The sequence below is a fragment of the Rhodococcus sp. Ni2 genome (assembly GCF_021352185.1).
GTDB classification, from domain to species: Bacteria; Actinomycetota; Actinomycetes; order Mycobacteriales; family Mycobacteriaceae; genus Rhodococcus_F; species Rhodococcus_F qingshengii.
Genome location: NZ_WOXZ01000002.1, coordinates 1,607,101 through 1,624,782, shown reverse-complemented (window position 1 = coordinate 1,624,782; position 17,682 = coordinate 1,607,101). Strand labels below are relative to the sequence as shown.

General features: G+C 63.9%; 20 protein-coding genes. 15 read left to right on the top strand and 5 right to left on the bottom strand.

Annotated elements, in window-relative coordinates; genetic code table 11:
* Positions 1-6: 6 nt before the first annotated feature.
* Both GN300_RS21125 and GN300_RS21120 read left to right on the top strand, forming a co-directional pair.
* Positions 7-804, top strand: a complete 798-nt coding sequence (locus tag GN300_RS21125; protein WP_007727315.1) for a purine-nucleoside phosphorylase — start codon at positions 7-9, stop codon at positions 802-804.
* Positions 801-2,393 (top strand): phospho-sugar mutase, encoded by a 1,593-nt coding sequence (locus tag GN300_RS21120; protein ID WP_063316658.1) that lies wholly within the window; start codon positions 801-803, stop codon positions 2,391-2,393. The genes GN300_RS21125 and GN300_RS21120 overlap by 4 nt, the downstream gene beginning before the upstream one ends.
* Here GN300_RS21120 and upp read toward each other — a convergent pair.
* A complete protein-coding gene (upp, locus tag GN300_RS21115; RefSeq protein ID WP_007727319.1) occupies positions 2,390-3,013 on the bottom strand; it encodes a uracil phosphoribosyltransferase in 624 nt (207 codons plus the stop codon). The two genes, GN300_RS21120 and upp, sit on opposite strands and share 4 nt — an antisense overlap.
* Positions 3,014-3,095: 82 nt before the next feature.
* Here upp and GN300_RS21110 point away from each other — a divergent pair, with 82 nt between their 5' ends.
* Genes GN300_RS21110 through GN300_RS21090 form a run of 5 tightly spaced genes read left to right on the top strand, consistent with a single transcriptional unit; the run spans position 3,096 to position 6,356 of the window.
* Positions 3,096-3,410 carry a type VII secretion target gene (locus GN300_RS21110; protein WP_007727320.1) on the top strand — a complete coding sequence of 105 codons (315 nt, stop codon included), beginning with the start codon at positions 3,096-3,098 and terminating at the stop codon, positions 3,408-3,410.
* Positions 3,407-4,423, top strand: coding sequence for a C40 family peptidase (locus GN300_RS21105; protein ID WP_063316659.1), 1,017 nt, complete (start codon positions 3,407-3,409; stop codon positions 4,421-4,423). Before GN300_RS21110 ends, GN300_RS21105 begins: the two co-directional genes overlap by 4 nt.
* Before the next feature lie 9 nt (positions 4,424-4,432).
* Positions 4,433-4,774, top strand: coding sequence for a hypothetical protein (locus GN300_RS21100; RefSeq protein ID WP_054188157.1), 342 nt, complete (start codon positions 4,433-4,435; stop codon positions 4,772-4,774).
* Positions 4,771-5,070 carry a YbaB/EbfC family nucleoid-associated protein gene (locus tag GN300_RS21095; RefSeq protein WP_063316660.1) on the top strand — a complete coding sequence of 100 codons (300 nt, stop codon included), beginning with the start codon at positions 4,771-4,773 and terminating at the stop codon, positions 5,068-5,070. The genes GN300_RS21100 and GN300_RS21095 overlap by 4 nt, the downstream gene beginning before the upstream one ends.
* A 47-nt stretch (positions 5,071-5,117) precedes the next feature.
* Positions 5,118-6,356, top strand: coding sequence for a hypothetical protein (locus GN300_RS21090; RefSeq protein WP_063316661.1), 1,239 nt, complete (start codon positions 5,118-5,120; stop codon positions 6,354-6,356).
* 15 nt (positions 6,357-6,371) lie between these two features.
* On the opposite strand, the gene GN300_RS21085 is transcribed toward GN300_RS21090, so the two are convergent.
* From GN300_RS21085 to GN300_RS21075, 3 genes are read right to left on the bottom strand one after another with little or no spacing between them, the layout of a single operon-like run.
* On the bottom strand, positions 6,372-7,457 hold the full coding sequence (locus GN300_RS21085) for an adenosine deaminase (protein WP_063316662.1): 1,086 nt from the start codon (positions 7,455-7,457) through the stop codon (positions 6,372-6,374).
* A 9-nt stretch (positions 7,458-7,466) separates the two neighbouring features.
* Entirely contained in the window at positions 7,467-8,762 is a 1,296-nt protein-coding gene (locus GN300_RS21080) for a thymidine phosphorylase (RefSeq protein WP_063316663.1), read from the bottom strand.
* Positions 8,755-9,159, bottom strand: coding sequence for a cytidine deaminase (locus GN300_RS21075; protein ID WP_042923516.1), 405 nt, complete (start codon positions 9,157-9,159; stop codon positions 8,755-8,757). The genes GN300_RS21080 and GN300_RS21075 overlap by 8 nt, the downstream gene beginning before the upstream one ends.
* Positions 9,160-9,412: 253 nt before the next feature.
* Here GN300_RS21075 and sdhC point away from each other — a divergent pair, with 253 nt between their 5' ends.
* Genes sdhC through GN300_RS21055 form a run of 4 tightly spaced genes read left to right on the top strand, consistent with a single transcriptional unit; the run spans position 9,413 to position 12,808 of the window.
* Entirely contained in the window at positions 9,413-9,817 is a 405-nt protein-coding gene (gene sdhC / locus GN300_RS21070) for a succinate dehydrogenase, cytochrome b556 subunit (RefSeq protein WP_020969155.1), read from the top strand.
* A gap of 1 nt (position 9,818) precedes the next feature.
* Positions 9,819-10,274, top strand: a complete 456-nt coding sequence (locus GN300_RS21065; protein ID WP_003940699.1) for a succinate dehydrogenase hydrophobic membrane anchor subunit — start codon at positions 9,819-9,821, stop codon at positions 10,272-10,274.
* Positions 10,275-10,289: 15 nt separating this feature from the next.
* A complete protein-coding gene (gene sdhA / locus GN300_RS21060; protein WP_003941011.1) occupies positions 10,290-12,041 on the top strand; it encodes a succinate dehydrogenase flavoprotein subunit in 1,752 nt (583 codons plus the stop codon).
* Entirely contained in the window at positions 12,041-12,808 is a 768-nt protein-coding gene (locus tag GN300_RS21055; protein WP_003940925.1) for a succinate dehydrogenase iron-sulfur subunit, read from the top strand. The genes sdhA and GN300_RS21055 overlap by 1 nt, the downstream gene beginning before the upstream one ends.
* 58 nt (positions 12,809-12,866) lie before the next feature.
* Here the strand turns inward: GN300_RS21055 and GN300_RS21050 are convergent, their stop codons facing one another.
* Positions 12,867-13,889, bottom strand: coding sequence for a LacI family DNA-binding transcriptional regulator (locus GN300_RS21050; protein ID WP_063316664.1), 1,023 nt, complete (start codon positions 13,887-13,889; stop codon positions 12,867-12,869).
* Between the two features lie 75 nt (positions 13,890-13,964).
* On the opposite strand from GN300_RS21050, the gene GN300_RS21045 reads away from it, so the two are divergent.
* The 4 genes from GN300_RS21045 to GN300_RS21030 are packed head-to-tail and all read left to right on the top strand — an operon-like array spanning position 13,965 to position 17,657.
* On the top strand, positions 13,965-14,756 hold the full coding sequence (locus GN300_RS21045; protein WP_063316665.1) for an SDR family oxidoreductase: 792 nt from the start codon (positions 13,965-13,967) through the stop codon (positions 14,754-14,756).
* On the top strand, positions 14,756-15,796 hold the full coding sequence (locus GN300_RS21040; protein ID WP_063316666.1) for a Gfo/Idh/MocA family oxidoreductase: 1,041 nt from the start codon (positions 14,756-14,758) through the stop codon (positions 15,794-15,796). The genes GN300_RS21045 and GN300_RS21040 overlap by 1 nt, the downstream gene beginning before the upstream one ends.
* Positions 15,793-16,659 (top strand): TIM barrel protein, encoded by an 867-nt coding sequence (locus GN300_RS21035; protein WP_007727332.1) that lies wholly within the window; start codon positions 15,793-15,795, stop codon positions 16,657-16,659. Before GN300_RS21040 ends, GN300_RS21035 begins: the two co-directional genes overlap by 4 nt.
* Complete coding sequence (locus GN300_RS21030) at positions 16,656-17,657, top strand: Gfo/Idh/MocA family protein (RefSeq protein WP_082845800.1); 1,002 nt, start codon at positions 16,656-16,658, stop codon at positions 17,655-17,657. Before GN300_RS21035 ends, GN300_RS21030 begins: the two co-directional genes overlap by 4 nt.
* Positions 17,658-17,682: the final 25 nt, after the last annotated feature.

The window sequence follows — 17,682 nt, the reverse complement described above, 5'->3', positions numbered from 1 at the left end:
GCTCACATGGGAACGATCGCCGAGGCCGCCGCCGCTGCTCTGTCCGCCATGACTGGCTCTTCGTCACCGTCAGTCGCCATCGTGCTCGGGTCGGGGTGGACCGATGCCGCAGACGTGTTCGGCGACGCCGGTGCGGACGTGACAGCCGAAGTCTCGATGGCGGATCTTCCCGGCTTCGCCCCACCGTCCGCCCTCGGCCATGCGGGCACCATTCGTTCGGTGCGCGTCGGAAACACCGAAGTCCTGCTGCTGCTCGGGCGCGCGCACGCATACGAGGGCCACGATCTCGGTACCGTCGTCCACCCGGTCCGGACAGCCATTGCTGCCGGCGCCGACACCGTCATCCTCACCAATGCGGCCGGCGGTATCCGCGAGGACTACGCAGTGGGACAACCAGTGCTGATCAGTGACCACCTGAACCTAACGGCCCGCTCTCCCCTCGTCGGCGCAGAGTTCGTCGACCTGGTCGACGCCTACTCGCCGGAACTGCGTGCGCTGGCTCGCTCGATCGACCCGGACCTTGCCGAGGGTGTTTACGCCGGGCTTCCCGGTCCGCACTACGAGACTCCAGCCGAGATTCGAATGCTTCGTACACTCGGCGCCGATCTGGTCGGCATGTCGACAGTTCACGAGACCATCGCGGCTCGCGCGCTCGGCGCTCGCGTTCTCGGCATCTCCATGGTCACCAATCTGGCCGCCGGAATCACGGGCGCCCCGCTCGACCATCAGGAAGTGCTGGCGGCAGGCAAAGCTTCGGCGGCCCGGATGGGAGTGCTGCTGCGCCAACTGGTCGAGCAGCTGTGACACCACTGAACGTCAACGAGTGGATCGACGCCGATCCGGACCCAGTTACCCGCGCAGAGTTAGCCGCCCTTTCCGAACATGAACTGGCCGAACGCTTTTCCTCACCGCTGACGTTCGGCACTGCTGGGCTTCGCGGGCCGGTACGCGGCGGACCCAACGGCATGAACCTCGCGGTCGTCATCCGGACCACGGCCGGTCTGGCGGCCTGGCTGACAGCTCGCTGCCAGGGCGGGTCCCGCGTTGTGGTCGGCCGCGACGCCCGGCTCGGTTCAGAGGCATTTGCTCTGGCCGCCGCCGAGGTCATGGCAGCGGCCGGGTTCGAGGTGACCCTGCTCCCCCGCCCACTGCCGACACCGCTGGTGGCGTTCGCGGTGCGCAGGCTCGGGGCAGCGGCAGGTATCCAGATCACCGCCTCCCACAATCCTGCCGCCGACAACGGTTACAAGGTGTATCTCTCGGGCGGAGCGCAACTCGTCTCCCCCGCCGATCGTGAAATCGAGAGCGAGATCGCTCGCATCGGTAGTGCCGCCGACGTCGCGCGAGCATCGGTGATTCCGGCCGACGATTCTCTGGTCGAGGAGTACATCGCCCGCATCGCGACCCTCCCGCACGGCGACGCCCGCTCGATCCGGATTGCGCTCACGGCAATGCACGGCGTCGGGGGTGAGACTGCGACCGCGGCTCTGCGAGCAGCAGGATTCGAGGACCTGCACGTCGTGGCGGAGCAGTTCGATCCCGACCCCACGTTTCCGACCGTCGAGTTCCCCAATCCCGAAGAGCCCGGCGCCGCAGACCGCCTGCTCGCCCTTGCCCGAAGTGTCGACGCGGATCTGGCGATCGCACTCGACCCGGATGCCGACCGCTGCGCCGTCGGAGTTCGCGACGGTGATCAGTGGCGCATGTTGCGCGGCGACGAAACCGGGGTGCTCCTGGCCGACCACGTACTGAGCACGGCGCCCGAAGATTCGTTGGTGGCGACGACGATCGTCTCCTCGACCCTGCTCTCGAAGTTGGCGAAAGCCCGCGGAGCCAGGTTTGCGCAGACACTCACCGGATTCAAGTGGCTCACGCGCGCCGGCGACGGACTCGTCTACGCCTACGAGGAAGCGATCGGGCACTGCGTCGATCCGGATGTGGTGCGGGACAAGGACGGAATCTCAGCTGCCGTTCTGGTGGCTGACTTGGCTGCCACCCTCGCGGGCAGCAACAGAACCCTGTTGGACGTTCTAGGCGACTATGCCGTCGAATTCGGACTGCATTGCGGGGACCAAGTATCCCGCCGCGTCGAGGACTCGAGTGACATCGCGGAAATGATGAAACGGCTACGCGCCGATCCGCCAAGCCAACTCGCGGGCGAGCCGGTCACGACCGAGGACTTGTCCCTGGTTCGCGGTGGTATGCGCACCGACGCAGTGATATTCGACGGGCCGTCGATCCGCGTGGTTGTTCGACCGTCCGGAACCGAGCCCAAGCTCAAGTGCTATCTCGAAGTTGTCGTCCCGGTGGCGAACCGCGCCGACCTCGCGAACGCAGTAGAGCAGGCGAAGGCCCGGCTGGCCGAACTCCGAACCTTCGCCCTTTCGCTCTAGCGGGGTCCGAACTGCCGATCGCCGGCGTCACCGAGACCGGGGACGATGAAAGCGTTCTCGTCGAGTCCGTCGTCGATGCTCGCGATGACCAGACGAACCGGGTGGCCGGACGCTGCCAGCGCGTCGACGCCGGCCGGAGCGGCCACGACGCACACTGCCGTGACATCCGTCGCGCCACGCGCAACCAGCAAGTCGATGGTGTGCACCATCGAACCACCGGTGGCGAGCATCGGATCGAGCACGAACACCGGGATCCCGGACAGATCCGCCGGCAGGGATTCGAGGTACGGAACCGGCTGATGAGTCTCTTCGTCACGTGCCATTCCGACAAAGCCGACGCCGGCCGACGGAATCAGCGCACTCGCCTGTTCGACCATGCCCAGACCGGCCCGCAGCACGGGTACCAACAACGGCGGCTTCGCGAGCCGGATGCCCGTCGTCGCTGCCACCGGGGTGTCGACCGGGAACTCCTCGACCTCCGCGTCACGCATGGCCTCGTAGACCAGCATGTGCGTGAGCCTGCGAAGTGCGGAACGAAAAGTTGCGTTCTCACTGCGTGCATCACGCATTGTCGTCAAGAGGGCCGCCGCGAGCGGATGGTCGACTACGTGCGTTTGCATGACCATCAGAATAGTTCCTCGGGAACCGGAGCACCCCGCGCGGCGTCCAAGAAGGAGTAAGCGCAACGGGGGGAAGACAAAGTTGACAAATCTGGATCTGGACACTGAAAGCATCGCGGAGTTCGCCACGCGGTTGGGCACTGTTGCCGACAACGTCGCGCAAGCTCGACAGGACGCGGCGGGTGGCGATCACTTGGCTCTGTCCACTGTGCTGGGGCTGATCGGCGGCGACTTCGTCGATGTCGCGAGCCGAGCACAGCAAGCGCACATCGACGACATCGATCGACTGTCCGCTGTGATCTCCAGCGTCCAGTCAGCCACCCGCGACGCTCACGCCGTCTATCTCGACTCCGAGGAATCGGTAAGAAGGACTCTCGCTGAAGCCGCACGCTCATGATCGACGTCGACGCACTCGCACGACCGATCATCGACCTGGTCGACACTGTCGGGACTGGTGTCCCCAGCACAAATGGACCCGACGTCGGCATCCGAATCGCCACGGACGCCCTCGAGATCGCCTACCAACTGGGAAGCGCGGCACTGAGCGAACTGGCGTCCTCTCAGAGCTCGTCCACGGCACTCACCGCTGCGGTGACCAAAACCGAGCAGACGCAGACGTCGACGCGAAACCTCGCCGATCGTGGGACCGACATCGCCGGCGTCGTGGACGAAGCGACAACGTCCGTGTACGCGGGAATGACCGAACTCGGTGAGATTCTCCAGTCGTTTCTGACACTCGCGATCAAGGCCGGGCCGACGCTGATGACACCGACGGGCCAATTGATGTTGTTGTCGGCCGCGTTGGAGCACCTCGGACGCGCGGTATCGGTTATCGAGCGGGTACGCGGTGAGTTGGCCGGGTCGACCGACAAGATGTCCGCACTCGTCCCGTCCGTCCCGATACCCGATCCCGCACCTGGGGTCTCCGAGTCGGCGGGTGGTTCCGGTTCCGCAAGTGGTTCCGGTTCCGTCGGTGGTTCCGGTTCCGGTTCCGCAAGTGGTTCCGGTTCCGTCGGTGGCGTTGAGGTCGAACTTCCCGACGGCTCGATTGCCACCGCACCGAACGCCGAGGCCGCTGCTGCCGTACGCAACGCGCTCACTCAACAGGGTGTCCCGTACGCCTGGGGAGGCACGACGCCGGGAGTCGGTCTGGACTGCAGCGGGCTGACTCAATGGGCGTACGGCCAGGCCGGAGTCGATATTCCGAGGTTGGCTCAGGAACAGGGAATCGGGAACCAGGTCGATCAGAACAATCTGATGCCGGGCGACCTCGCGGTCTGGGACGGACACGTCGCCATGGTGATCGGCAACGGTCAGATGGTCGAAGCCGGCGATCCTGTCGAGATCAGCGCCATCCGAACCACGAACAGCGGCATGGGCTTTCACGGCTTCTACCGTCCGACGGAATGACAGGGAATCATGCCCGAGAACAAGCGCGAATCACCGCCGATCATCACAGCCGTAGCCGTCAACCGCGCCGGAACCATCGCGGTCCGCGCCACGGAGCACGCCGTGCCCGTGGACCTGCGGATCAGCCAGGACGAACTGCGGTACGGCGGGCAGCGGTTGGCGCAACAGATACTCACGCTGTGTTCGAAAGCAGCAATCGAAGCCGGCGCCCGCCATCGTGTGGAGCTCGAGGAGACCGGAGTCCCGGCAGCGATCCTCGATCGGCTCGGTCTACCGACCCGAGACGAACTGGCCGATGTCGACGCCGCCGAGGGCCAGAACCTTCCGTCGAGCTGGATGCGTTCGATATGAGCGAGATTGATCGAATCATGGAGCTGGCGAAACACCGGACGGGACTCTTGCAGGACGCCGTCGACGGGGTCGGCGCTCTTCGGGTAGTCGTCTCGAGCGAGGGTGGGATAGTCACGGCGACTGTCGACGGGCTGGGCGCTCTGGTCGACCTACGGATCACCGACGCAGTCACCGCGATGAATTCTCAGACGGTGGCCGCATTGACGGTGGCCACGATTCACCAGGCAGTTCGACAGTCCAACGACGAACGCGAGCGACTGGTCAGTGAGCTCCGAGTAGCCCTGAAACAAACGTGACGAACCCCCGCTATGCCTTTCGCGCTGCGGTGGATAGGCTTCCGCCCATGGCTGGAGACATCGTCCCTATCGAAATCGGACTCACCGACGGAGACCTCGTCACTTTGTGGGCACCTCGCTGGCGCGAGGGCGACGACGAGTGGGAAGCGTTTCTCGGCCATGAGGAAGACCTCTACGGGTTCTCCTCCGTCGCGGAACTCGCGGCCTTCATCCGAACGGACTCCGACAACGACCTGGTCGAGCATCCGGCGTGGGCCGTCGTCTCCGGACTGTCGGCAGCCGAGTTGGAACCGGAAGAGAACTTCACGTTCGATTTCGTCGGCGTGCCGGAACTGGCCGCAGGTGACCCTGAGGCACTGGCGGTCTCGGAACTCGAAGACACCCTGAACATGGCTCGCAACATCGGTGAGGTGTGCGAACTCGACGCGGTCATCCGCTTCTTCAGCGGCCATCCGGTACTCGGCGCGCTTGCCACCGGCGCCGGCACCTTCGAAGGCCGCGAAGGCCTGGAGTTGTGGGACCAGGTCGGCGCTGCGATCGTCAAGGACTGGGACGCCGTTCTCGACGCCATCGACAAGGTGGTCACCTCCCCGAAGGTCGATGCAGCCGCCGTCGCGGTCGCCGAAGCTGAACTGCTCGCTGCCGCCGAGAACACCGTCGACGCCGACGATGTCGCCGAGGAGGGCGAGGACGAGGAATTCGACGAAGACGACCTCGAAGAGGACGAAGACGAAGTCGAGACCTTCTGGGGTGAGGTCGGTGTCGACCCGATCCGCATCATCACCTCGGCCGAGACGTTCTACACTCTGCGCTGCTACATGGGAGATCAGGCGATCTTCCTCGGCAAGGACGGACTGATCACCGTCTTCCGTAGCGAGCGCGCACTCGCTCGCTACCTCGCCGACAACCACGAACACGATCTCTCGCAGGTCAGTACGTACGGCGAAATTCAGAATGCGGCCGTCGACGGTTCACTCGAAATCGAGGTCACGGACGAGAACGTCTACGTTCTGCCCGGTATCGCCGACGACCTCGCCCAGGGCCCGGACGTCGTAGATGCCGAGCAGCTGGAACTCGCGGTCGAATTGTTCACCGATGCAGCAGATTTCGCCGACGACGACTCCACCGAGGAGGCTCTGTCCGCGTCGAACGAGCTGGGTTGGTACGTCTCGTACCTCCTCAACCCCGATCCGTCGCGGATGGCTCCGAGTGCGCCGTTCACCAAGGAATCCGAGGCCTGGCGCGAACTCGAGCGCGAGTTCGAGGCCCGGCTTCGATCTGAGTAGTCGGGCGCACGTCATCTAGCCGATGAGCACGGCGTAGCCCGGCTTGATGACGTCGTCGATCAACGCGAGGCGCTCGTCGAACGGAATGAAGGCCGACTTCATCGCGTTGATGGTGAAGCGTTCGAGATCGGTCCATCCGTAACCGAAGGTCTCGACCAACGCGGCCATTTCCCGGCTCATGGTGGTGTCGCTCATCAGCCTGTTGTCGGTGTTGACGGTCACTCGGAAGCGCAAGTCCGCCAAGAGTCCGAACGGATGGTCCGCCAGGGCGGCTACGGCTCCGGTCTGCACGTTCGAACTCGGGCACAGTTCCAGGGGAATGCGCATGTCACGGACGTAGTTCGCGAGCCGACCCAACTCTGCCCCACCTGGCACGCCTACGTCGATGTCGTCCACGATCCGCACGCCGTGGCCCAACCGATCCGCTCCGCAGAAGGCGATGGCTTCGTGGATCGACGGCAACCCGAAAGCCTCACCCGCGTGAATCGTGAAGTGGGCGTTCGCGTCACGCATGTACTCGAACGCGTCGAGGTGCCGGCTCGGTGGGTTACCGGCCTCGGCACCGGCGATGTCGAAACCGACAACCCCGCGGTCCCGGAATCGCACAGCGAGTTCGGCGATCTCCCGCGACCGCGCGGCATGCCTCATCGCCGTGAGAAGACAGCCGATTCGGATCTCCCGTCCCGCGACCCTGGCAGCGGATTCGCCGGCCCGGAAACCTTCGAGAACGTGCTCGACGACCTCGTCCAAACTCAGGCCTTGTTCCAGGTGCTGCTCGGGCGCAAAACGGACCTCGGCATAGACGACGTTGTCGTCGGCCAGATCCTCGGCACACTCACGTGCCACCCGTGCGAGCCCTTCGGGGGTCTGCATCACGGCGACTGTGTGCGTGAACGTTTCGAGGTAGAGCTCGAGTGATCCACTGTCAGCGGCAGTTCGGAACCATTGCGCCAGTTCGGATGCCGTAGTCGCCGGAAGCTCGTCGTAGCCACATTGCTCGGCCAGTTCGAGAACGGTCTCGGGTCGGAGTCCTCCGTCGAGATGATCGTGGAGAAGAACTTTGGGTGCGCTGCGGATCGTGGTCAACTCCGGTGCGTTCATTCGCCAACGCTAACGCGAATCACCCACAATTCGCTCGATGAGCAATGGTCGCGAAACGGTGTCGGAATCGGTCCCGATCGACCATCCACCGCCGAGGCTTCGTCGCGCTGCATCAAATCTCTCGGGAGTGTCGGTGTGCAATGTCATCAGCGTCTGCCCGGCACGGACCACGTCGCCAGGCTTTGCATGCATCTCGATGCCGGCACCGGCCTGAACGGCTTCGCCCTGCCGTTCGCGTCCGGCTCCCAGTTTCCAGGCCGCGATGCCCACCGCCATGGCGTCGAGTCGGGTCAGTACGCCGTCTCGGTCCGCGGTGACGACGTCGCTGTGCCGGGCCACCGGCAGCGTCGCGTGTGGGTCCCCACCTTGGGCGGCGATCATCACGCGCCACCGGTCCATGGCTGTGCCGTCGGCCAGTTTGTCGGCGGGGTCGATACCGTCGATCCCGGCCGCTGACAGCATCTCCCGCGCCAGGACCAGGGTCAGCTCGACGACGTCCGACGGCCCGCCGCCTGCCAGCACCTCGACGGATTCACGTACCTCGAGGGCGTTGCCCGCCGTCAATCCGAGCGGGGTGTCCATCCCGGTGATGAGAGCGCTTGTACGCACGCCGGCGTCGTTGCCAAGCTCGACCATCGTGCGTGCCAACTCTCGCGCGTCGCCGAGGTCCTTCATGAACGCTCCGGAACCGACCTTGACGTCGAGCACCAGGGCGCCGGTTCCCTCGGCAATCTTCTTGCTCATGATCGAACTTGCGATCAGCGGAATGGATTCCACCGTTCCGGTCACGTCGCGCAGCGCGTAGAGCTTCTTGTCCGCGGGGGCCAGATTCGCTCCGGCAGCGCAGATCACCGCGCCGATTTTCGGATCCGAGAGAATGTCGACCATCTCCGTCGCCGTGAGCTCGGCTCGCCAACCTGGAATGGCCTCGAGCTTGTCGAGAGTTCCACCGGTGTGGCCGAGTCCGCGGCCCGACAACTGCGGGACTGCAAGACCACAGGCAGCGACGAGGGGTGCGAGCGGAAGGGTGATCTTGTCCCCCACTCCACCGGTCGAATGCTTGTCGACGGTGGGCAGCGGCAAGTCCGAAAAGTCCATCCTCCCGCCGGATTCGATCATCGCCTCGGTCCATCGACCGGTCTCTGCTCGCGACATTCCGCGGAAGTAGATCGCCATCGCGAGCGCCGACATCTGCTCGTCGCCGACGATCCCCTGTGTGAACGCCTGAACTATCCAGTCGATCTCGGTTCCCGACAGCTCGCGGCCGTCACGCTTGGCGCCGATGATGGAAACTGCGTCAAACATGGCGGAGCCCCTCTGCTTGTTCCGGCCCGAAAGCATCAGGCAACAGCTCGCTCAGCGGCTTGAACCCACTGCTCGTGTCGACAAGCATCTCACCCCCGCCGTGCTCGAGGAGAAGCTGTCTGCACCGGCCGCACGGCATCAGAATCGAGCCCTTCGCGTCGCAGCACGTGAAGGCAAGCAGCCGGCCACCCCCGGTGGCGGCCAAGTTACCGACGAGTCCACATTCGGCACACAGGCTCAAACCGTATGAGACATTTTCCACATTGCATCCTGAGACGATCCGACCATCGTCTACCAGGGCCGCTGCACCCACCGCGTACCCCGAGTACGGCGCATAGGCGTGCCGCATGACCACTTGCGCGTTGTGCCGCAACAACTTCCAGTCGATGTCACCCATGGTTCGTTATCCAATCACGCCGACTGAATGGATGCAGAAACCACACCGAAACCGTCTCGGCGAGATTGGAAAGGCAAACCTTACAAAGAGTTTGGTACGCGTACGAATCCCGCATCTGATTAGTTCCCGGTTTCACATAGGTTTAGAGTCTGAGTCAAGTCGGTTCAGGATCCCGTCGAGCCCGGGCTGAGGTACATCGAAGCTCTCTGCAGGCTCGACGCGTCCACCAATGACGTTGGAGGCACAGCACTCGATGAGTACTACGACTGAAGCCGCTCCTCAGAAGGAGCGCACGAGGTCGCTTTACCGGGGCGACCCCGGAATGTGGTCCTGGGTTCTACACCGGATCACAGGCGTCGCTACTTTCTTCTTCCTATTCGTACACGTTCTCGATACGGCACTCGTTCGGGTCAATCCCGATACGTACGACGCCGTCATCGACACGTACAAGAACCCCCTCGTCGGCCTCATGGAGATCGGCCTCGTCGGCGTAGTCCTCTACCACGCCCTCAACGGCGTGCGCGTGATGTTGGTGGACTTCTGGTCGAAGGGCCCGAAGTACCAGCGCGTCATGCTCTGGACCATTCTGACGATCTGGTTCCTGGTGATGATCCCAGGCGCCGGACGCATCCTCATCAACATGTTTGCGGAGCACTGACATGGCGACTACTCACGGACCCGAAGCCAAGAGCCTGGGCACCTCATACGACCGTCCCGCAAGCCTGGACAACCCGCGGTCCCCGCGCGCGAAGGCTCGGAACAATTTCGAGTTGTACGCATGGCTCTTCATGCGCTTCTCCGGCGTCGCCCTGATCGTTCTGGTCCTGGGCCACATGTTCATCATGCTGATGCTCGACGGTGGCGTTCACCGTTTGAACTTCGCGTTCGTCGCAGGTCGCTGGTCCAGCCCGTTCTGGCAGTTCTGGGATCTGACGATGTTGTGGCTGGCACAGCTGCACGGCGGTAACGGTCTGCGCACGGTCATCGCGGACTACTCCCGCAAGGACTCCACGCGCTTCTGGCTGACCACGATCCTCGTTCTCTCGATGATCCTGATCATGGGCCTGGGCACGTACGTCATCTTCACCTTCGACCCCAATATCTCGGCGAGCTAGGGGAGCACAGACTTCATGCAGGAACATCGTTATGACGTGGTCATCGTCGGCGCCGGTGGCGCAGGCATGCGTGCGGCAATCGAAGCTGGCCCCCGTGCCCGCACGGCCGTACTGACCAAGCTCTACCCCACCCGCAGCCACACCGGCGCGGCCCAGGGCGGCATGTGTGCCGCACTGGCGAACGTGGAGGAAGACAACTGGGAGTGGCACACCTTCGACACCGTCAAGGGCGGCGACTACCTCGCCGACCAGGACGCCGTCGAGATCATGGCCAAGGAGGCCATCGATGCGGTGCTCGACCTCGAGAAGATGGGTCTGCCGTTCAACCGCACGCCCGAAGGCAAGATCGACCAGCGTCGATTCGGTGGCCACACACGCGACCACGGCAAGGCACCCGTCCGCCGTGCGTGTTACGCCGCCGACCGCACCGGTCACATGATCCTGCAGACGCTCTACCAGAACTGCGTCAAGCACGACGTCGAGTTCTTCAACGAGTTCTACGCGCTCGACATCGCCATCACCGAGACCGAGGACGGCCCGGTTGCCACCGGTGTCATCTGCTACGAGCTCTCGACCGGCGAGCTGCACATCTTCCACGCCAAGTCGATCGTCTTCGCGACCGGCGGCTCGGGACGCATGTACAAGACGACGTCCAACGCGCACACCCTCACCGGTGACGGCATGGGCATCATCTTCCGCAAGGGCCTGCCCCTCGAGGACATGGAGTTCCACCAGTTCCACCCGACAGGACTCGCCGGTCTCGGCATCCTGATCTCGGAAGCCGTCCGCGGTGAAGGTGGCATTCTCCGTAATGCCGACGGTGAACGCTTCATGGAGCGATACGCACCCACCATCAAGGACCTCGCTCCGCGTGACATCGTGGCCCGTTCGATGGTCCTCGAGGTTCTAGAAGGCCGCGGCGCCGGCCCGAACAAGGACTACGTCTACATCGACGTGACGCACATCCCCGAGGAAGTTCTCGACGAGAAGCTCCCCGACATCATGGAGTTCTCGCGCACCTACCTCGGCGTGGACCCCGTCAAGGAGCCCGTGCCCGTCTACCCGACGTGCCACTACGTCATGGGCGGTATCCCCACCAAGATCAACGGTGAGGTGCTGCGCAACAACGACGAGATCGTCAAGGGTCTGTACGCGGCCGGCGAATGCGCCTGTGTATCCGTACACGGTGCAAACCGTCTCGGTACCAACTCGCTCCTCGACATCAACGTGTTCGGCCGTCGCGCCGGCATCGCTGCCGCCGAGTACGCGAACTCCACCGAGTTCGTCGACATGCCGGAAACCCCGGCCGCGATGGTCGAAGACTGGGTCGGCGTCATCCTGTCCGATCACGGCCACGAGCGCGTTGCGGACATCCGCACCGAGCTTCAGCAGTCGATGGACAACAACGCCTCCGTCTTCCGCACCGAAGAGCGCCTCACCCAGGCACTCAAGGATGTGCGTGCTCTCAAGGAGCGCTACAACCACATCACGGTCCAGGACAAGGGCAAGCGCTACAACAGCGACCTGCTCGAGGCCATCGAGCTGGGCTTCCTCCTCGAAATGGCAGAGGTCACCGTCGTCGGCGCCCTCAACCGCAAGGAATCGCGTGGCGGCCACGCTCGCGAGGACTTCCCGGATCGCAACGACGCCGAGTACATGAAGCACACGATGGCGTACAAGGAGGGTGACGGCCTGCTCTCCGACATCCGTCTGGACTACAAGCCGGTGATCCAGACCCGCTACGAGCCGATGGAGCGTAAGTACTGATGTCTGCGCCTGCTGTAGATGCACCCAAACTCCCCGCTGTTCCCGAGGGGGCCGTCATGGTCACTCTCAAGATCGCGCGGATGAATCCCGAATCGGGCGAGGGCCAGCACTGGGACAGTTTCCAGGTCCCGGCACTGCCCACCGACCGACTGCTCAACCTGCTCCTGTACGTGAAGGGTTACCTCGACGGCACCCTCACGTTCCGTCGCAGCTGCGCACACGGAGTCTGTGGATCGGACGCGATGCGGATCAACGGTGTGAACCGTCTGGCCTGCAAGCTGCTGATGAAGGACATGCTGCCCAAGGACGGCAAGCCGGTCACCATCACGGTCGAGCCCATCAAGGGCCTGCCCGTCGAGAAGGACCTGGTTGTCGACATGGAGCCCTTCTTCGACGCATTCCGCGCCGTGAAGCCGTTCCTCATCACCAGTGGCAACGAGCCCACTCGCGAGCGCATCCAGAGCCAGCACGACCGTGCTCGTTTCGACGACACCACCAAGTGCATCCTCTGCGCATGCTGCACCACGTCGTGCCCCGTGTACTGGAGCGACGGCAGCTACTTCGGTCCCGCTGCCATCGTGAACGCACACCGGTTCATCTTCGACAGCCGTGACGAGGCCGCTTCCGAGCGTCTCGACATCCTGAACGACAAGGACGGCGTGTGGCGTTGCCGCACCACGTTCAACTGCACCGACGCGTGCCCCCGCGGCATCCAGGTGACAAAGGCTATTCAGGAAGTCAAGCGAGCGCTGCTCTTCGCTCGATAGTCAGGCCTTCGGCCCTGTGCGCGGTTAGGGAGTCTCCGGACTCCTTGACCGCGCACAGCTATGTCGGGGGCATGTTGAGCGGTGTCACGACTTGGACCGGTGACGTCGTAAAGCCGAAGTGAGCGCCCATGGCGCCGTGTTCCTTCATGACCACCTGACAGGCAGTGCGAACATCCGCACGCAGATCGTGGTGGAGCACCGCCGATATTCGCTTCTCCCCCAGCAACTTTCGATTGTCACCGTCGAGATCGTGGGCGATGAAGACACTGCACTCCCGGTTCAATTCTTCGAACGCGTCGACCGTGGCCAGGTTGCCACCACCGATCGAATACACGGCACGGATCTGCGGATCGGATTCGAGTGCCGCTCGCACCAATTTCCTACTCGTCTGATCCAGACCGTCACTGTTCGGAATGTCGATCAACCGTCGATGCGGAGCCGAGACTCGCATGGCGGAGCGAAATCCCATCTCCCGTTCTTCCTCCCCGCGGAAGAACCCACTGCTCATGCTGACCAGCACGTTGCCTTCCCGATCCCCCAGCCACTGATCTATCAAGTACGCGGCGGTGGCTCCAGCGGCTCGGTTGTCGATGCCGATGTAGGCGGCTCGCCTGCTGCCGGCAACGTCGGTCACCAACGTGACGACCGGAATCCTTGCCGCCACCAACCGGTCGATCGCCGCCACGACTTCCGGAGTGTCGGGAGCCTTGACGATGACTCCGTGGGAGCCACGCCGGCGAATCTTGTCGAGCGTCGACGTCATCGCTTCTACCGAACCGGTTTCACGAAAGTGAAACCTGGAACGAACTACAGCGGGTGCAAGGGTGGGCAGTTCGGCCTCGAGCGCGTCACGGACTGCGTCGGAAAACCTTGCGGGAGTTTGCAACACGACGTCGACGATGAACGTGCGCCCGACCAGTTTCAGTTGCGAGCGTTGACGTTCCAGGTCCGTGATCGCCTGGCGAACCTCCGATCGTGTGCCCTCCCGAACTCCAGGACGGTCGTTGAGCACCCGGTCGACGGTGGCCTCACTCAGGCCCGACTGCTGAGCGATCTCCCGTACTTTGAATCGATGCGCCACAACTACCTCACGATGATGGATATTTGATGGTTTTTCGCTGTTGCTCGAGGTCTTCGTCACAGCCAGACTAAACCCATGACTTCTCCGCCGGGCGTAACCAGGCCCGCACTCCTAGCCGACACCGTCGTACTGGTCAGTGGCGGCTCGCAAGGCGTCGGCGCCGGCGTCGTTCGCGCCGCAGTCCGTGAGGGCGCTCAGGTGGCTTTCACCGGCCGACGCCCGGACGTCGGAAAGGCTCTCGAGGCAGAACTTCCGGGAACCCACTTCATCGAAGCCGATGTGGCGCAGACCGATTCCGCGCTCGCCAGCGTGGCCGAGACGATCTCTCACTTCGGCCGCGTGGATGCCCTCGTCAATTCTGCCGGACTCACCTCGCGCGGCACGCTGCTCGACACCACCGAGGAACTCTTCGACCAGCACATCGCGGTGAACCTCCGCGGTCCGTTCTTCACGATGCAGGCAGCCGTCAAGGACATGCGCGAGCGTGCGGTCCCCGGGTCCATCGTCAACATCATCTCCACGTCCGAACTCGGCGGGCAACCGTATCTCGCGCCGTACGTGGCAGCGAAGGCCGGGCTGGCGGGGCTGACCCGCAACGCCGCCCATGCGCATCGCTGGGATCGCATCCGGATCAACGGTCTCGACATCGGGTGGACACAGACCGAGGGAGAAGACCTCACGCAGAGAGCTTTTCACGACGCCGGTGACGAATGGCAGGAACGTGCGGGCAGCACCCTCCCCATGGGCAAACTCGGACAGGTCGACGAAATCGCCGACTTCGTCGTCTTCCTGCTCTCCGATCGCAGCGGAGTCGTGACAGGTTCGATCATCGACTGGGACCAGAACGTCTTCGGAGGGCTGGACTGATGGGCGCTCGCATCGGAGTCATCGGGCTCGGACGAATCGGCAGCTACCACGCCCGAAACCTGCTGACGATGGACGGCGTCGACGCACTGATTGTCACCGACGTCGACGCACGTCGAACCTCGGACGTGGCAAGCGAACTCGACGTGGAGTCCGCTGCCGATCCCGACGCGCTTTTAGCGTCAGGCATCGACGGCGTTCTGATCGCCGCGTCGTCGAGTTCGCACGCCGACCTGATCGAAGCCGCTGTCCGCCGAGACATCCCGACGTTCTGCGAAAAGCCGGTAGCCGACTCGATCGAATCCTCGGTTCGTGTCCTCGCGACTGCCGAGCAGACGTCGGTACCAGTCCAGATCGGATTTCAGCGCCGATTCGACCCGTCATTTGTGGCGGCGTACGACGCAGTTCGATCCGGAGAACTCGGTTGGATCCACACTCTCCGATCGACCACCCTCGACCCCGCTCCCCCGCCGATCTCGTACATCGCACACTCCGGCGGCATCTTCCGCGACTGCTCGATCCACGATTTCGACATCGTCAGGTGGGTCAGCGGCCGCGAAGTCACCACGGTTTTTGCCACCGGCTCGAATCAGGGTGATCGCGGGATCGCCGATGCCGGTGACGTCGACACCGCCGCAACGGTTCTCACTTTCGAAGGCGGAACCATCGCGGTCGTGTCGAATACCCGCTACAACGGCCGCGGCTACGACTGCCGACTCGAGGTACTCGGCTCGGCGGACTCCGTCGTTGCCGGGCTGGACGACCGCTTGCCGCTCCGCTCGCTCGACCCCGAAACATCGTTCCCCGCGAAGGCGCCGTACACGTTCTTCATGGACCGCTTCACCTCCGCCTACCGTGCGGAACTAGAAGCATTCCTCGACGTAATCGCCGGGCGGCGGGAATCGCCCTGTACCCCCGCAGATGCGGTCGAGTCGGCCTGGATCTCCGAAGCTGCAACGCACTCTCTGCGCGAGGGTCGGCCCGTCACGATCACCGAAGTCAAAGATCTGTTCCTTCACGACAAGAATGAGGCACACACATGAGCACTCCTCGCATCGCCGGCGCACCGATCTCCTGGGGCGTGTGCGAAGTCCCGGGCTGGGGCTACCAGCTCGACCCTGCGCAAGTCCTCCGGGAAATGCGCGAAGTCGGTCTGGCGGCAACGGAAATCGGACCGGAGGGCTTTCTGCCGACTGCACCCGCCGAAATGGCCAAGGTGCTCGCGGATCACGATCTGAGCGCAGTCGGCGGGTTCGCACCGGTACTGCTGCATGATCGCGATCATGATCCGGTTCCCGGCATCTCCCCCATCCTCGACGGTTTCGTCGCCTCGGGTGCCGAAGTTTTGGTCCTGGCCGCCGCGACGGGTTCCGACGGCTACGATTCACGCCCGGAACTGGACGAGCAGAGTTGGAAAACCCTGCTGCACAATCTCGATCGCCTCACCGACGCCGCGGCCGAGCGCGGAATCAGGGCAGTTGTCCACCCTCACGTCGGAACGATGATCGAGCAGCGCGACGAGGTCCTGCGAGTGCTCGACGGCTCGGCCATCCCCCTGTGCCTGGACACCGGCCACCTGTTGATCGGCGGCACCGATCCGGTCGACCTGGCGCGTCAAGCTCCCGAGCGCATCACCCACGTGCATCTCAAGGACGTCGACGATGCCCTCGCATCACGCGTTCGCAGAGGTGAGCTCACCTACACCGACGGCGTGAAGGCGGGAATGTACCGTCCACTCGGTGGCGGCGACGTCGACATCGCCGGTGTCACAGCCATATTGCAGCGCCACGGTTTCGACGGGTGGTACGTGCTCGAGCAGGACACCATTCTGGCCGAAGCGCCGTCGGACGAGGGACCGGTGCGCGATGTGCGAGCGAGCGTCGAGTATCTGCGGTCGGTTCTGTGACACCTACCCCGCTGCGGATAGGCATTCTGGGAGCCTCACGCATCGCCGAGAACGCGATGATCAAACCTGCAACGGCCACCGGGCACCGCCTGGTGGCCGTTGCCGCACGCGACCCCGAGCGGGCCAGAGCCTATGCGGCCCAGCATGGGATCGAACGGGTGGTCGGTTCGTACGCCGAGCTGATCTCGGATCCGGAGGTGGACGTCGTCTACAACGCGCTACCCAACAGCCTGCACGGACCGTGGAATCTCGCCGCCGTTCAGGCCGGCAAGCACGTGCTGACGGAGAAACCGTTTTCGAGCAACGCGGTGGAAGCGCGTGCTGTAGCCGAGGCAGCACGCGTGAGCGGCGTGACGCTGCTCGAGGGGTTCCACTACCTCTTTCATCCGGTGAACCGGCGCCTGCTGGATCTGGTTCGAAGCGGCGCCGTCGGCGCGGTCACTCGGGTGGAAACCGTACTGCGGATGCCCACACCATCCGAGAACGACCCGCGGTGGGAGCTCGCCTTGGCAGGCGGGTCACTGATGGACCTGGGCTGCTACGGGTTACATGCTTCCCGGACGCTGAGTGACGTCTGTGGCGGTGCGCCAGTGGTGACCGGGACCCGCCACGAGGAATACGCTCCGGGGGTCGATTCGTGGTTCGACATCGAACTCGAATACCCCAGCGGCGCCACGGCATCCGTGGTGACCACGATGTTGGACGAGCGGTATCACTTCACCTTCCGAGTATTCGGCACTGAAGGAGACGTCCTGGTGCACAACTTCCTGCAGCCGGACATCGACGACCGTGTCTCCGTCACGGCCGGTGGGCGCACGAGCGTCGAGCATCTGGGCACGAAGTCGTCGTACACCTATCAACTCGAAGCGTTCGCCGATCATCTGTCCGGGGTCTCGGCGCTGCCGATCGGGCCGGGCGACGCGGTAGCCAACATGACGATGATCGACGAGGCGTACATGCATTCCGGCCTCGGGGTTCGGCCGACGGCCATCCTCTGACGAAACGACTACAGCCTCGGTTCGA